Genomic DNA, 15707 nt, shown 5'->3' with positions numbered 1-15707 from the left:
GCTTCAGCTTCCGGCAAACAGGTTTAGCGTTGTGATTTACGGATAGTCACATCAGGTGACTGCGGTCTTTGAGTCACACTCTGCTCTTGTGCGAGCATCTGTGGCATAGATTGGGAGGAGTATTCGAGGATGCCTGCACTGATATTGTCTCGTCCCCCCAGTCTGTTGGCATCGTCGATAAAGCGGTATACGCATTCCAGAGCGGGACGATGAGTGGCAAGGACCCGCTCGATTGCATGGTCGTCCAGATATTCAGTTAGGCCATCACTACATACAAGCAGCAGCGCGTTTTCAGTCAGTTTCCAACTGTTAATTTCTGCTTCCACACTGCTGGAGATACCCAGGGCGCGGGTAATATGATTGCGCACATTGGACTGCTTGGCCTGTTCCGGGGTCATTTGACCACTATCGACCATTTCCTGTACCACGCTGTGATCTCGTGTAAGGCGCTGTAACCCGTAGTTGTTCCATAAATACGCCCTTGAATCCCCTATATGGGCAACGATCAGGAAGTCGCGCCACATAACTGCAACAACAATAGTTGTTCCCATTTTGGAAAATTGGGGGTTCATATTTTTGGTATTCAGAAGCGCACTATTGGCATTGTTGATGGCATCAATCAGGGTCGCGCGTAAAATCAGTTGTTGCTGTTCAGGTGTGCAGGAAATAAAGGTGTGTTCAAGCAGATTGTCCAGGTGGGATTGAATGGTCTCAGCCGCGATTTTGCTTGCTGTGGCACCGCCCGTATAGCCTCCCATACCGTCGGCTACGACCATGTAGGCGAAGGGTTTATCCGCGCTAGCATGCCAGCGGATGCTATCTTCATTTTCCTCGCGAACTTGACCGATGTCAGTGCGCCCGTTGACCGCCAGACTTATCTGATCCATGTCTGGTGCAACTCCCCTTTATTAAATAGCAATAAAATGCGGCGTAACATTATTACAACCGAATAACCAGTTCTTATGTTAACTTGGCCGCAGACTAAGTTTGAAATTTTTTTCCTTGGTTTGCGATAATAAAACCTTTAATCATCACTAGAAAAGGCACTGCGCCTGTTTAATAAGGATTCGCTGGCAAAATGCCCCGTTTGCCTAGGCTCAATCTGATAAATATTCCCCAGCACATAGTGCAGGTTGGTCACAATAACCTGCCTTGTTTCTTTGATGAGGAAGATTATCAATATTATTTGATTAGTTTGCGTAATGCCGCTGACCAGTACAGCGTAGATGTTCACGCATACGTTTTGTTACCCAATATGATCCAGATTATTGCGTCGCCACGGATTCCCGATGGAATATCCTCAATGATGCAGTCCCTGGGGCGTCGCTATGTCCAGTTTGTAAATCACCGTTACAAACGCTCCGGTACCCTCTGGAGAGGGCGCTATAAATCAAGCCTGATTGACTCCGATGCCTACCTGCTGACCTGTTACAGGTATGTCGAGTTGCGCCCTCTCTATCTGGGATTGGCGGACTCCCTTGGGAACTACCAATGGTCGAGTTTTAATCATCATGTGAACGATAAACATGACCATTTGATTAAGGATCACCATTTATACACCGCCCTGGGAGAAAGTGCTCAGGAGCGTGCTCAGGCATACAGAAAACTTTTCCGTTACAGCTTTGATAGACGTCTGCTCGATTACATTGCAGAAACCATTAAATTAGGGCATGTATTGGGTGGCGATGCGTTTAAAGAGAAAATTGAACAAATTGCGAATCAGCGAGTACGGCCATTAAAGCGAGGTCGTCCCAGAAAGACAAAAAAAATCGAAAAAGAAGCTATAGAAACCGAATAAATAAAAACGCATGATGGGTACAGGGAAGTAGCGCTAATCGCTGCGTAGTTTTTGCCGCCATTGGAATCTTAAAAAGTGAGTAGAGCCACCATAGCGACGGGATTTGAAATTCCCGGCGACAATAAAAAAGGAAGAAATATGGATTTGGGCACTGATAATCTGAAGGTCGCAATTATCGGCGATTTTAGTGGGCGAGCCAGCCGTCGCCAGTGTGAGCCGGATACTATTGCCGAGCGCCGTGTTTACTTGTTAAACCGTGACACTTTTGAAGGCGTATTCGCCGACCTGGGGGTGAGCCTACAGCTGCCGGTTATGGAGAAACCACTGTTTCTTCCCTGTTTTGATGACTTGCACCCGGACTACCTGTACAGCCGCCTGCCGCTATTCAAAAAATTTATTGAGCTGGAGCAGCGCCTGCGCGACCCAGTGCAATTCCAGCAGGCCGCAGAGGAAATTCAGCAGTGGAAGCCCGAATTACGTGAGCCTTCTACTGAGGCTACCTCCTATTCTGCTGATCAATCCTTTCTTGATGAAATTCTTGCAGCGGGTCGCGAGCGCTATGCCAGAGAGAATGGCAATAGCCTCGAAGTGGACCAGTTGATTAAGGATATCGTTGCGCCCTATGTGCAGAAGAGTGCCGACCCTCGCCAGGGTGAATACCTTGATGCACTTACTGAAGCTACTTCGGATGTGATGCGCAAGTTGATGCATCACAGTGATTTTCGCCAGCTGGAGGCAAGCTGGCTCAGCCTGCAGTTTTTACTCAGGCGTTTAGAAGAACATCCCAATTTACAGCTGTACCTTATCGACATTAGTAAAGAGGAGTTGCTTGCCGACTTTGCCAGTGCGGAGAGTGACCTGGAAAATTCACAGGTCTTCAAATTGCTGGTCGAAAGGGAGACCGTATCAGGTAGTCGCCCATACAATTTGGTTCTAGGTGATTTTTATATCACTGATGAGGAGCGGGACCTGCATCTGCTGATCGACCTTTCAACGATCGCTGAAGCGGCTGGCAGTGCTTTGTTGTTAGGTGGTGATACCAAATTGGCGGGCTGTCCCAATCTGGCAGGGTCCGTTGACCCCGATGATTGGTATTACCCCTTGAGTGAACGTTTTGCAGAGAGCTGGCAAGCCGTGCGGGAGTACTCCGGGAGTGAGTATGTGGCGTTGGCGGCCCCCCGGTTTATGTTGCGTCTGCCTTTTGGCAGCGAAACATCTACTACTGAGCACTTTGATTTCGAGGAGTTGACTCCCGAGCAAGGGCACCAGTATTACCTGTGGGGTAACAGCGTTTATCTGCTGGCTTTGGCTATATGCCAAGGGTTCTCCGCAAGTGGCAGACTTCGTGCGCCGTCATCGGCCACTTATGAAAGCCTGCCGTTGCATTTGCGCAAACTACCCCAGGGACAGTGGATTACGCCCTGTGCCGAGGCTTTGCTTACCGATCGCGGAGCGACAAGATTTATGCAAGCGGGGCTCAGTACCATGCGCTCTGTACAGGGACGGGACCAGATTATTCTGCCCCGATTAAGTTCCCTTGCCGGTGGGGCCCTGAAAGGCCCCTGGGACTAAAAGAAATGAACTGGATTGTCTTTGGCAGCCCGGATTAATTGACATGACTGGCAGATTTTTCCCGATCATTTTGCGTGACTTGGCGGCTTCCGGAAGCCGCTTGTGTTATTGCAAAGTCTATTAACAGCGTGAGTCAGGAAGACATGGATCTAATTCTCTCGGTATTGGCGGATCCCGCAGGGGCCAATATGCTTAAGCATACAAAACTGTTCACGAAAGAGGGGGGCAGTTTAGGTCGCTCTGCAGATAACTACTGGGTGTTACCTGATCCCGATCGCGTCGTCTCTTCCAAGCACGCACAGATCTCTTTCAGTGAGAATCAGTTTTTCCTGATAGATACCAGTACTAATGGCACCTATCACAATGATGGTGACAGCCCCTTAGGCAAGGGCAATAAAATAGCGCTTAAAGAGGGGGATATTGTTAATGTGGGAGAGTATCGACTCAAAGTGACGCTGCGAAAACCGCAGGCGCAAAGTGACTTGCCCAAGGGGCTGGACAGCGCAGATTTTCTCGATACTTCGGATCGCACAACTTTTAATGCCAGTGCCATGGCAAAGATGCAGAGCCAGGCAGAGGCTAAGCAGTTAGATAACTGGCTGGAACCTGGTGCTGGCAGCAATAGTGATATCTCTCAGACCGGTGAGTGGGGTTATGTTACTTCAGGCAGCCAGAGTGCGCCTTCAGGAGATAGCCTTCTCGGTGCGGATTCTGGGCCCCTGGATCCACTTTCTGCTTTTGACAAGCCACAGGCTTTTGCTGGCACAGAGGCTCCCGGCCTGGGATCACTGCCCGGATCCACCGGCCAGAATGATTCGAGCCAGTGGTCGGACGATGAATGGTGGAAAGATGGTAGTGATCAGGACCATGTACCAGCGGATCGTCATGCAGTACATATCGCTCCAGAGCCACAGCCTGTGGAGCCAATGCCTCCCGTACAGCCGCAGGTAACACCACCACAACAGTTCCAGGCTCCCCCTGTGCAGCCTCAGTTGGCGCAACCGCAAGCGCCAATGGCTCAACCGCAGACACCTGTCACGCCTCCTCAACCCCAGGTGCCTCCGGCCCAGGTCCAACCGCAGGTAGCTCCGCAAACTCCACAAGATAACCCGTTCGCCGATTCCTTTGCGGCGATACAGGGGCAGCAGGTTGAAGGTGCTCCAGGTTTTGATACGTCTCAGGGGCTGGCGAGCGGCCCGGCCAATTTTGCCGCGCAGGGGCAGAGTTTTTCCCAGCTACAGCAGCCGCAAGCTCAACCACAGGTGCCCGAACCGCAGCCCGAACCACAACCACAAGCGGTGGCACCACCATCCGTCCCTAGTGCTGGTGTGTTGGCCTCGACCCTGGGCCTGAATATAAACCCAGCCCAACATCAGTTGGCTGATCAGCAGGCGGCGGAGATTGTACGCGAGACCGTTGCGCGCCTGATTGACCTGCTGCGTGCGCGTACCAGCATTAAAAATGAGTTGCGTGTACAGCGCACCATGATACAGACCGAGGCCAATAACCCGCTTAAATTCAGTGCTACAGAGCGCGATGCCCTCGAAGCGATGTTTGCCGGCAATGGGGCCTTTATGCAACCTAAAGAGGCTGTGCGCGATAGCTTCGATGATTTGTCGGATCATCAGGTGGCAGTGCTCGCCGGAATGCGTGCAGGTTACAGTGCGATGCTGAAATATTTCAGCCCTGACAATATCGAGCGTCGCCTGGGAAACACCTCGGGGATGTTTGGCAATAAAAATGCAAAAAAGTGGGAAGGTTTCAGTGCGATGTATCGCGACCTGGTTGGCGATCCCGATGCCTGTTATCGCAAGTTATTTGGCGATGAATTTGCAGTGACTTATGAAAATCAACTGTCTGAGCTGAAAAATGCCAGACAATTGAAAAATTAATTAATTGATCGAAAAGAGGGAGTTGGTCGTGTCGATAAGAAAATTATTGCATTTTACTTTGCTGGGAATATTAGTGATTACCCTGACGGCTTGCCAGACCACCAGGCGTACCCTGAATCTGGAGACCAGTGTGGAGTTGTCGGTAAATATCCGCGAGGACGTCAATCCCGATGATGATGGGCGGGCTTCGCCAGTTGTGGTGCGGGTATTTATGCTGGCGGATGACCGTCAGTTTGCCCGCGAGGATTTTCTGAACCTATATGAAAATGCACAGTCGCGGCTGGGCAAGGATTTGTTGGATACCGTAATCCTGAAAGAGTTTGCACCCGGAGAGCAGCGTATAGAAGAATTGCAGCTGACTCCAGATGTAAAATATATCGGCCTTCTGGCTGAATTTGTGCAGTATCAAAAGGCCGACGCTCTGCTGGTCTTGCCGATTACGGATCACAAGAAAAATGAGTACCGCGTAGCCCTGGCCGATACCCGTATCGGTACGCCAGATGATATTAATAAGCGCCGTCGCGGAATTGTTTCTCCTTTGTCTCGTCAGGATTCCGGAAAGCGCCAGAGCGATACTGTGACTATTTCCAGCGAAGATTATGAGGCGATGCAAAAACGCCTGCAGGAAATGGAAAAATCTAAATAGATCGGTAAACCTTTCTGATCAGCCCCTTTTATTGAGCCCCTCCTGAAGCGAGATGGGCCCTGCAAGGAAGACTTATGTCGGCAAACAACAAGGTGATCTGGAGCGAGGGTATGTTTTTACGCCCTCAGCATTTTCAACAGCAGGATCGCTATCTTGAACAGTTGGTTGAGGCGCGCACGGCCTCGCTGGGGCCCTATACCTGGGGTGTGATTGAGCTGGGCATCGACAGTGAGCCGCTGTCTATGGGTAAAATTTCCGTGTCCCGCGTACGCGCTATCTTTCCTGATGGTACCCCGATATTGGCACCGGAAAACGAGCACCTGCCTGACGTTTTGGATGTACCGATCAATACGCGCGATGAAGTGGTTTACCTCTGTGTGCCGATGAAACGGCCGGGTAGCCAGGAATCCATACGGGATCAGGAAGATTTTCCCCAGGCGCGCTATCAAACGGCCAATTTCGACGCGCGTAACAGCGCCGCTGCTTCTGGTGAGTCTGCCCGCATCCAGGTGGGTAAGTTGCGTGTGTGTCTCAAGCTGGAAAGTGATGACCTGAGCGGCTATGCCGCGATCGGTATTGCGCGTATACGTGAGCGCCAGCCAGAGAAGCCGGTGGAATTGGATGCGGACTATATTCCACCGCTTTTAAATACAGAAACCTCGGCGGTAATTAAAGCCTATATCGAGGAGGTTAAGGGGCTACTCGATCATCGTGGTTCGGCTCTCGGGCACCGCCTCAGTGATAGTGGCAGAAGCGGCTCTGCGGAGATCGCCGATTACCTTTTACTGCAAGTGATTAACCGTTTCGAGCCACTACTGAAACAGATTACTGCCCAGCCGCGCTTGCATCCGCACTGTCTGTTTGTGGAACTTCTCCAGCTGGCTGGTGAGCTATCGACTTTCACTTCATCGACCAAACGCCCGCCGGATATTCCCAGTTATGCGCATGAAAACCTGCAACTTAGCTTTGCCGGGCTGTTTTCGGCTCTTCGCCAGTCGCTCTCTACCGTGCTGGAGCAGACAGCCATTCCCATGGAGCTGGTGCAGAGAAAATTTGGTATTTATGTCGCGCCAGTTACCGACCCCTCACTACTAAAGGGCGCCAGCTTTGTGATGGCCGCGAAAGCGGATATGCCTGGTGACCTGCTGCGCAGCCGTTTCCCCACCCAGTCCAAAGTGGCACCGGTAGAAGCTATTCGCGAATTGATTTCTGCGCAGTTACCCGGCTTGAAATTGCGCCCACTGCCTGTGGCGCCACGGCAAATTCCCTATCATGCCGGGTTTACTTATTTTGAGTTGGAGCGCAGCGGTGAGCTGTGGCAGGCGATGTTACGGTCTGGCGGTTTTGCCGTGCATCTCGGAGCGGAGTTCCCCGGGCTGACCATGGAGCTCTGGGCGATAAGGAATAACTGATATGAGCAATGAAAGCTTTACTCCACCGCCGACACCCAATGCGGGTGACAGAACCGTAATGATTCCAACTCCGGGTGCGGCAGCCCCGGCGCAGCCGGCAGCGCCGTCCCAGCAGGCATTTTTTGCCAGCCCTGGTGGCAGTGTGGATATGCAGATCCGCAACAGCTTAAACCCGCTGGTTTCTGCCGCCTCCAAATTGCTCGGTGTGATCATCAAGCTGCGCACAACCATGAATCATTCCAATGTGCCGGATTTACACAAGCGCTTGACCAAGGAAATCCAGGCGTTTGAACGAGAGGCCAAACAGTTGGCTCTGGCTCCGGAGTCGGTTCTCACTGCGCGCTACCTGCTGTGTACTGTAGTAGATGAAGTGGTGCTTACTACTCCCTGGGGAACCGCCAGTGGCTGGAGCCAGCACTCGTTATTAAGTCTGTTCCATAAAGAGACTTTTGGTGGAGAAAAATGCTTTGCTATTTTGCAGCGCATGCTCGAAACGCCGGCCTCCCATCTGGAACTGCTGGAGCTTTTCTACTTGTGCCTAAGCCTCGGCTTCCAGGGCAAGTACCGATTGGTGCAGCGCGGCCACGAACAGATCGAACAGATACGCGATGAACTGTACCGAACGATTGAGCAACACAAGCCGGCTATGGACCGGGACCTGTCCCCCCGCTGGCAGGGCTGTGTCGAGCGCAAATCAGGCCTGATTCACTACGTGCCCTTATGGGTCGTTATGAGTGTTGCCTTGGGCCTGTTGGTCGCCACTTATAGCGGCTATCGCTGGTGGCTATACGAAACGACGACGCCAGTAGCTGATCGCGTTGTAGATCTCACAGGCAGTGACAGCGAAGCCCCGCAAGGGGAAGAAGGGTAACACTCGGACTGAACCGATCCGGCGCGGCAAAGCCCCGGGGAGATGGAGCTATTCATGAAACGCTTGCGCGACTTTTTTACCAATAAATGGGTGCTAGGACTGATCGGACTGTCAGCACTCTCTGTGCTTATTTGGTTTGGGGCGGATTACATCAAATTTGGCAGTGAAAACGCCACTCTTTCGCCAACTATTCGTATCACAATAATCGTATTTATTTTCGCCCTCTGGCTGGTGTGGAACTTGAGCCAGTGGTTGGTGGAGCGCCGCCAGAATCAGGCATTAATTAAGGGCATTGAAGAGTCTCAGGAGGCAGCACAGGATCCGGATGAGGAGCACTCCCGCGAGGAACTGGATGCACTGTCGGGGCGTTTCCGTGAAGCTATGGAAGTGTTGCGCAACGCCCGCTTCAAGTCAGACAAAGGTAAGATATCTCTATATCAGTTGCCCTGGTACATCATTATTGGTCCGCCTGGATGTGGTAAAACCACGGCTCTGGTGAATTCCGGCTTGGAGTTCCCCCTTGCGCAAAGTCACGGGAAAGAGGCTTTGGGTGGGGTTGGCGGTACGCGCAACTGCGATTGGTGGTTTACCAATGATGCGGTGCTGATAGATACCGCGGGCCGCTATACCACTCAAGATAGTCATAGGGTATATGACAACAGTGCATGGAAGGCTTTCCTGGGATTATTGAAGCGCTATCGTCGCCGCCGCCCGATCAACGGCGCCATGGTTGCTATCAGTTTGCAGGATTTGATGGTGCAAACTGAGGAGCAGCGCCAGCATCAGGCAAAAACAATTCGCCAACGCGTAAATGAACTGCAGCAGGAATTGGGCATTCGCTTTCCTATCTATCTCACCTTCACCAAGTGTGACCTGGTGGCGGGCTTTAGTGAGTTCTTTGATAACCTGTCCCAAGCTGAGCGTGAGCAGGTTTGGGGCGTGAGTTTCCCACGCGAAACCAATGCTACGATCGGTGCGCCTTTGGATAACTTCAAGGCGGAATTCAACCAATTGATAGAGCGCCTGAATCAGCGCGTTTTGTGGCGGGTGCACCAGGAGCGCAATGTAGAGAAGCGCGCTTTATTGCAGGGTTTCCCTGCTCGAATGGAAAATCTCGCAGATATTCTGGCCGACTTTATCAAGCAATCCTTCGAGCCAAACCGCTACGAAACTGTGCCAATGGTAAGGGGCATTTACTTTACCAGTGGTACCCAAGAGGGTAGCCCGGTAGACAGAATGATGGCTTCGGTCACCGCAGACTTTGGTCTTGAGCGCAGTGTTGCGCACAAATTCCAAGGGGCGGGGAAGAGCTTTTTCCTACACCGCTTACTCAAGGATGTTATTTTTCCAGAGGCGGAGCTGGTTGGCGTTAACCGCAGGGTAGAAACAGCCAATCAGTGGCTGCGCAGAGGGGTGTATGCCACGCTGGCGGCGGTATTCGTGGGCTCGATTTTCCTTTGGAGTGGCAGCCTTGCGTCAAATAAGCTGTCTATGGGGGAGGTTAATGACAGCCTGGCTGCCTATCAACAGGCTGAGGATGAGCTCAAGGGTAAACGGCCCACGCCAGCAAATACCTTGAAAATGCTTGAACCCCTGCGCCGGGCAACCTCAGTGTACGATCGCGAGGAGCACCCCTGGATATCTAACCTGGGTTTGTATGACAAACGCATCGACCAGGCGGTAGACCAGCTCTACCGTCATAAATTGGAAACTGTTTTCCTGCCGGCATTGTTGCGCGATATTGAGAGTAACCTCAGCCGCTTGGGCAGTGATGACCCGGCTCTGGTCAGTACGCTGAAAACTTACTTGATGTTCTTTAACCCGGACAAGCTCGATATTGCCAGTGTTGAGGGTTACTACAATTCACGCTGGGAGCGACAGTTGCCGGGGGAGGCCGGTGAGCAGGAGAATTTGCGCTATCACCTCGACCAGTTGTTAGCCCAAGCGATCCCCGCAAGTGTCCAGCAGAATGATCGGGTAGTGGCGCGTGCGCGCCAGCAGCTGCGACGTATCCCGGTACCGCAGCGTCTTTTCGCCCAGCTACAAAATAGCGATCTGGGTCAGACCTCGGTAGATCTTTATCAGGAGATTGGAGGTGATACCCAGCAGGTTTTTGGTGTAGCAGCTAATGATCCACGATTCAGTATCCCCTTCTTGTATACCAAAGCCGGATACAAGGAAATGGACTTCGGGGCCGATTCCCAGCTGATGACAAACATGGCCGAGGAGCGCTGGATTTATGGTGGCGATCTCACTGGTGAGGACTTTACCGAGGCAGATCGCGCGAAACTTGGCGAGGATGTGAAGCGTATTTATTTGAGTGAATATCTGCAACAGTGGCAGTCTTTCCTCGGCGGTTTCAGTATCCGGAGATTTAACAGTACCTCCCAGGCTCTGGAGGTTCTCTCGACATTATCTGATCCCATCTATTCACCACTACTGGCCGTGACAGAAATCACAGCGGATAACACTCGTCTGACCCCTCGCCCTGAACTGCCCGTAGATGCTAAAGGCGTGCCGCTGCCGGTATCCAGCACTACTCGCAGGCTCGGGGGCGCTGCGCTGGATAGTGCTGCAGGTGCCCTTAAGGATCACTACAAGCCCAATATTGTCGATGTGCGTTTTGAAGAGGTGCAGCGCATTACCCAAAGTGAAAAGGGCAGGCCGGCGAGGATTCAGGAGTACCTTGTCACCATCAACAAGATTCAGGAGTACCTGACTGAGATTGATAGTGCACCCGATTCCAATGAGGCCGCTTTTGCTAGCGCCAAGGGTCGTTTTGCAGGGGGCGGTGACGCTATCAAGCAGCTGAGGGTTAAAGCGGCCAATGCGCCAGCTCCCTTTGATAGGTGGCTAACAGATATTGCTGACGGCACCTGGGCACTGGTGATGAGCAAGGCAAAAGGCCATCTCAACCGGGTGTGGCGGGAGCAGGTCTATTTCAGTTATGCCAATACCCTGGCCAACCGCTACCCACTGCGCAGTGACCGCGACCAGGAAGTACCGGTGATGGAATTTAATCAATACTTCAAACCGGGTGGCATTCAGCAGAAGTTTGTCGACGAATACCTGAAGCCATTTGTCGATACTAGAAACTGGAAAGTGAAATATGTGGAGGGACAAGGCATGAGTCTTTCCCAGGAGACTCTGTCACAGTTGCGACGTGCGGAAAAAATCCGCAAGACCTTCTTCGCTGCAGGAGCGAACGCATCCTATTCGTTTCGCATTGAGCCGACCAAGTTGGATTCCAGTGTGAGACTGTTTGAGCTGGAGCTGGGAGACCAACGGGTTCCTTATTCCCATGGGCCCAAGACCAGTAAGAAACTCACTTGGCGCGGTGGTGAGAGCAACAGGGCGCGGATTATTTTTGAAGACCTGAATGAAACTGTGCACCGCAAACATTTTGAAGGGGACTGGGCATGGTACCGTCTTCTCGCCAGTTCTGATGTGGAATCTGGCCGCAGTAATGCTGAGCGATTGGTGACTTTCTCAGAAGAAGGGCGTAAGGCACAGTTCAGGCTGATCGCCTCCAATGTAAACAATCCGTTTGATCGCAGCCTGCTGCGTGGGTACAGGTGTCCAGAGACCCTGTGAGCAGAGAGAGAGTAATTTGCAAAACTCTATAGGTATTTTTGGCAAGCTGCCGGGACATGGGGATTTTATCCAACGCCAGTTACCCGCCAGCTTTGTCAGTGTGTGGGATGAATGGCTACAGCGCGTTGTACATGGCTCCCGAGAGATTATGGGCAATGAGTGGCTGGATTATTATTTAACCAGCCCGGTCTGGCGCTTTGTGCATGCTAAGGGAGTGATTGATGAAAGCGCCTGGGCGGGGATCCTGGTTCCCAGTGTGGATAGCGTTGGCCGTTATTTTCCGCTAACGATCACGGCACCGTTGCCCGCAGCTACCGATGCATTTACCTTCATGGCGCATGAAAAAGACTGGTTTCAGGGACTCTCTGAACTGGCGATCGGCGCTCTGCAAAATATGCTGCATGTCGATCAGCTATCTGTGGCTTTTGCACCAGTTCCTACGGGGTTATATACGGCGATTTTGCCCGGACCTCAATCAGACTTTTATGTATCCAGTGGTGATGCATCGGGTATTGAGAGCAGTTATGCGGGGCTGCTAGGACAGTTGTGTAAAAAGAGCTTTGCCAGCTACAGCTTGTGGTGGTGTGAAGGGTCACAACATCTGGCTCCGACCAGTCTGTTATGTCCGTCACTGCCGAGTCCTGAGTTCTACTGTTCCATGCTGGGTGCAAGGCAGCCGCAAGTGGCGATGTAAGAAGTGGAGGGAAATATCGCGTGGCACAAATGATTATATTGGACAAGAACAAACACCACAGGCACAGCGTTCTGGTGGGGGATATTTCTCATAGTGATAAGCGACATGTCTGTCCGGTTTACCCTGGTGAATTCCATACGGTAGCGCAGGACTGTCCAGTTGTGTTTGCCAAGTCCGATGACGGCCAGGCGCTGGAAAGCTGTGCCATGTTGGGAATCAAGCCTGGCAAGAATCTGTTTTGGCAGGAGGGGAAGTGGCAGGGCACTTATATACCGGCAGTATTGAGAGCCCATCCCTTCTACTTACATTATCAGGATGTGGACTCCAAAAGTGCGGTGATTTGTATTGATTCATCGGCATTGTCGGCGGAAGCTGGTGAGACAGCCCACAAACTTTTTGAGGAAAACGGCGAGCCAACTCAGCATTTAGCTGGGGCCAGGAATCTGTTGTACAAAATTCATCAGCAGAAGTTGCAGGGTAAAGAGTTTATCCGCTGTCTCACTGAGTTGGATCTGTTGCAGGAGCAGGTTGTATTAGTCGACCTGCCGGGTAATACAAAACACCACCTCACCGGGGTGTTTTGTGTATCAGAGAAGCGCCTGAATGAGCTGGATGAGCGGGATTTTTTAACTTTGCGAAAGCGTGGTTATTTAGCATATATCTATGCTCATATTTTCAGTTTGAAGCAATCAGTGAATTTGAGTGGCTTGTTTAAAAAATATCACGCTCGTTCACTACATTGATTTATCGGGTCATAAGTATGGAACTCAATTAATAATAGAGTGATTGAGTTGAGAAAATAATTGATCGATGGTCTCCCCTATGGGGGGTATCGCTTGTTGGCAGGACATGCGGAGTGTGTCCAGAGGTTGCCTACCTATCAATCGCTGCAGGAAGCTAGGGTTAGGGTATGTCTTACGTGGTGGTATTTACAGGGGAAATAAGGAAGCTTTATGAAAGGCGCCGGGCAATTGCGGCACTGGGTAGTGATTTTGGATTTAGTTTCAGTCAAATAAAAGCCCTGATGGCCAGCTCCAGGTCACGATTAAAGAAAACTGATGATAGGGCGGAAGCCTGTCGATTTATGCACAAATTGTGGAACTCCGGTTGGCACTCTCAATTGTACTTGGACGTTGAGCTTTTGCACTGCACTAAAGCATCCAGTGAAAGTGGTGGATCGGAGTTGCCAGTAGTACTGGGTAAACTGCACAGTACAGATCCCGGAATTTCTGTGAGTGCGCCGCGCAGCTGGAGTTCATGCGATAACCTGAATCCTGGTGCGGTGATTCAGGCTGGAAATGTAGAGGCCAATCGCTATCTGATTGTTTTGGCGCAGAACCGTTCAGAGCTTCCTGCTGAACTCACGCTTGCCGATTACGGTGAAGCGCAGATGAAGCAGTGCCTGGAGAAGGTTGCTGGCGGAGAGCGGTTGAGTGGCCCCGATCCGGTGGAACACTCATGGCAAACAGGACTTTTGTACGAGATGAGTGCGAATATTGGCCAGGATTCCGTGCAGTATCTGGTCGCTTTTTTTCAGAATTCGCAGAGTTTTTATACCTTGTTTTTGTGGACCGATTTGCAAAGCTTTACACAGAGCAAAGTAGAATTTATTCAGGTAGTGGCTACTTTCCAGTCATTACATCCTGATTCAGGTACCGCAGAAAATAAGGGCTCAGCTGTAATCACCGTGTAATGACCCCTGAAAAAATCCTAAATACTAAAAATTTAACAAAAATAATTTGCACAGCTTTGTGCTTCATGCACTTTTTTTAGGGTAATGTTGGCTCATCGTGTCATTTGCCTTGATTAGATCTTTACAACGTGTACTCTTCTCGAGATTCTTATTGAAGGAATTGTTTCGGTAGAAGGGACTTATTTTCATGGCATTCCCAAATACAATAAATATCGAAGAACTCATTGCTCCAATCACCTCGGACAGCCCCGTCGGAGAGGATATCCGAGAGGATCGCTCTCCAACCTCGGATTACTACTCCATCAAGGATGCGCGCAATAGCGCCCGGGCTGCTGAGCGCTCGGCTATGTTCGATGAAACAGATGCTGATCTTCTGGCGCCCTGGCGTGATGTAGCTAAATCTGCCGAAAAGATTCTTACCAAGAAAGGTAAGGATCTGGAGGTGGCCAGTTGGTATACCGAGGCACTTATCCGGCTGCATGGCTTTACTGGGCTGCGCGACGGTTTCCAATTGATAGACCAGCTTATAGAAGAATTTTGGGATGGCTTATTCCCGTTGCCGGATGAGGATGGCATTGAGACAAAAGTTGCCCCCCTGACAGGCCTCAACGGTGATGGCGGCGATGGCACTCTAATGATGCCGATCCGCAGTGCACCGGTCACTCCCGAAGGAGACTACGGAGATTTCTCCTTCTTCCAGCACCAGCAGGCGCGAGATGCTGATCGCATTGCTGATGACGATGCTAAAGCCGCACGAATTGAAACTTTGGGTTATAGTTTTGAGGACGTCAATCAGTGTGTGAACAGTGCGAGTAATGAGTGGGCTCAGAACCTGATTGAGACAATAGAGTCCAGCATTGCTCACTACAAAAATATTAATGATGTGCTGCGTAAGAGTTGCGGCCATGATGCCCCTCCCTCGACCAATATTTCCTCTCTTTTGGATGAAGTGCTGCGCACAGCCAGATTTATTTATAAAACCCAGTTGGAATCGATAGCGGCTCAGGCTGAAGCAACAACGACCCAAGGTGATGAGTCAGCATCAGCTGAGGCTGTCTCAGATGATGCTGTCCCAAATGTTGCGGCCACATTGGTGGCCAATGCTATCGCGGTACCTACAGGGCCTGTGTCCTCGCGTGAGGATGCACTTCGCCTGTTAGAGCAGGCCGCCAAGTATTTCAGGACTTACGAGCCCCATACTCCGCTGGCACCAGGTCTGGAACGACTGATTGGCTGGGGGCGTATGACGGTTTCAGAATTGATGACAGAGTTGCTGCCGGATGAGCAGTCCCGAGCACTCTATTCCCAGCTCACAGGAGTGCGCCTGGATGGCACCGATACTCAGCGCTACGTCGCGCCACCAGTATCGAGCAGCACCCCTTCGTCTGCACCGGCTGCATCTGAGCCTGCGCCTGCCACTTCTGAGCCAGCGCCTGCTTCCGATGATGCTTGGGGCAGTCAACCACAAGAAGAAGCCAGCACAGGTTGGTAGTTAATTGAGAACAGCAGTCCCTAAATCTAGGAAAGGAGACCTG

Annotated in this window: 12 protein-coding genes; 11 read left to right on the top strand and 1 reads right to left on the bottom strand. The window is 51.4% G+C overall.

The window, feature by feature from the left end:
- Positions 1-23: 23 nt before the first annotated feature.
- Positions 24-887: a Stp1/IreP family PP2C-type Ser/Thr phosphatase gene (locus ABWV76_RS08245; RefSeq protein WP_020413613.1), complete on the bottom strand. Its 864-nt coding sequence runs from the start codon at positions 885-887 to the stop codon at positions 24-26.
- Positions 888-1078: 191 nt separating this feature from the next.
- On the opposite strand from ABWV76_RS08245, the gene ABWV76_RS08240 reads away from it, so the two are divergent.
- The 11 genes from ABWV76_RS08240 to tssA all read left to right on the top strand — a co-directional run bounded on the left by ABWV76_RS08240 (position 1079) and on the right by tssA (position 15664).
- Positions 1079-1798, top strand: coding sequence for a transposase (locus tag ABWV76_RS08240; RefSeq protein WP_020413612.1), 720 nt, complete (start codon positions 1079-1081; stop codon positions 1796-1798).
- A 75-nt stretch (positions 1799-1873) separates the two neighbouring features.
- Positions 1874-3370: a type VI secretion system contractile sheath domain-containing protein gene (locus tag ABWV76_RS08235; protein ID WP_353375733.1), complete on the top strand. Its 1497-nt coding sequence runs from the start codon at positions 1874-1876 to the stop codon at positions 3368-3370.
- Between the two features lie 143 nt (positions 3371-3513).
- A complete protein-coding gene (tagH, locus tag ABWV76_RS08230) occupies positions 3514-5262 on the top strand; it encodes a type VI secretion system-associated FHA domain protein TagH (RefSeq protein WP_020413610.1) in 1749 nt (582 codons plus the stop codon).
- A 28-nt stretch (positions 5263-5290) separates the two neighbouring features.
- A complete protein-coding gene (gene tssJ / locus ABWV76_RS08225; RefSeq protein WP_245556697.1) occupies positions 5291-5908 on the top strand; it encodes a type VI secretion system lipoprotein TssJ in 618 nt (205 codons plus the stop codon).
- A 74-nt stretch (positions 5909-5982) separates the two neighbouring features.
- Positions 5983-7320 carry a type VI secretion system baseplate subunit TssK gene (gene tssK / locus ABWV76_RS08220; protein ID WP_282951870.1) on the top strand — a complete coding sequence of 446 codons (1338 nt, stop codon included), beginning with the start codon at positions 5983-5985 and terminating at the stop codon, positions 7318-7320.
- A gap of 1 nt (position 7321) precedes the next feature.
- Positions 7322-8191, top strand: a complete 870-nt coding sequence (gene icmH, locus ABWV76_RS08215) for a type IVB secretion system protein IcmH/DotU (protein ID WP_353375731.1) — start codon at positions 7322-7324, stop codon at positions 8189-8191.
- 54 nt (positions 8192-8245) lie between these two features.
- On the top strand, positions 8246-11785 hold the full coding sequence (gene tssM / locus ABWV76_RS08210; protein WP_353375730.1) for a type VI secretion system membrane subunit TssM: 3540 nt from the start codon (positions 8246-8248) through the stop codon (positions 11783-11785).
- 16 nt (positions 11786-11801) lie between these two features.
- A complete protein-coding gene (gene tagF / locus ABWV76_RS08205) occupies positions 11802-12479 on the top strand; it encodes a type VI secretion system-associated protein TagF (protein WP_020413605.1) in 678 nt (225 codons plus the stop codon).
- 29 nt (positions 12480-12508) lie between these two features.
- A complete protein-coding gene (locus ABWV76_RS08200) occupies positions 12509-13222 on the top strand; it encodes a SapC family protein (protein ID WP_026305104.1) in 714 nt (237 codons plus the stop codon).
- 167 nt (positions 13223-13389) lie between these two features.
- Positions 13390-14172 (top strand): hypothetical protein, encoded by a 783-nt coding sequence (locus ABWV76_RS08195; protein ID WP_020413603.1) that lies wholly within the window; start codon positions 13390-13392, stop codon positions 14170-14172.
- Positions 14173-14359: 187 nt separating this feature from the next.
- Positions 14360-15664 carry a type VI secretion system protein TssA gene (tssA, locus tag ABWV76_RS08190; protein WP_353375729.1) on the top strand — a complete coding sequence of 435 codons (1305 nt, stop codon included), beginning with the start codon at positions 14360-14362 and terminating at the stop codon, positions 15662-15664.
- Positions 15665-15707: the final 43 nt, after the last annotated feature.

The organism is Microbulbifer sp. NBRC 101763 (assembly GCF_040371615.1).
Taxonomy (GTDB): Bacteria; Pseudomonadota; Gammaproteobacteria; order Pseudomonadales; family Cellvibrionaceae; genus Microbulbifer; species Microbulbifer variabilis.
The sequence above is the reverse complement of the archived record's forward strand: the minus strand, read 5'-3'. Positions and strand labels throughout refer to the sequence as shown.

What these genes read in the sequence shown, in the direction of transcription:
- ABWV76_RS08245 (WP_020413613.1), bottom strand. Translation starts at nt 887, where the DNA reads ATGGATCAGATAAGTCTGGCGGTCAACGGGCGCACTGACATCGGTCAA.
- ABWV76_RS08240 (WP_020413612.1), top strand. Translation starts at nt 1,079, where the DNA reads ATGCCCCGTTTGCCTAGGCTCAATCTGATAAATATTCCCCAGCACATA.
- tagH (WP_020413610.1), top strand. Translation starts at nt 3,514, where the DNA reads ATGGATCTAATTCTCTCGGTATTGGCGGATCCCGCAGGGGCCAATATG.
- tssK (WP_282951870.1), top strand. Translation starts at nt 5,983, where the DNA reads ATGTCGGCAAACAACAAGGTGATCTGGAGCGAGGGTATGTTTTTACGC.
- icmH (WP_353375731.1), top strand. Translation starts at nt 7,322, where the DNA reads ATGAGCAATGAAAGCTTTACTCCACCGCCGACACCCAATGCGGGTGAC.
- tssM (WP_353375730.1), top strand. Translation starts at nt 8,246, where the DNA reads ATGAAACGCTTGCGCGACTTTTTTACCAATAAATGGGTGCTAGGACTG.
- ABWV76_RS08200 (WP_026305104.1), top strand. Translation starts at nt 12,509, where the DNA reads ATGATTATATTGGACAAGAACAAACACCACAGGCACAGCGTTCTGGTG.
- ABWV76_RS08195 (WP_020413603.1), top strand. Translation starts at nt 13,390, where the DNA reads ATGTCTTACGTGGTGGTATTTACAGGGGAAATAAGGAAGCTTTATGAA.
- tssA (WP_353375729.1), top strand. Translation starts at nt 14,360, where the DNA reads ATGGCATTCCCAAATACAATAAATATCGAAGAACTCATTGCTCCAATC.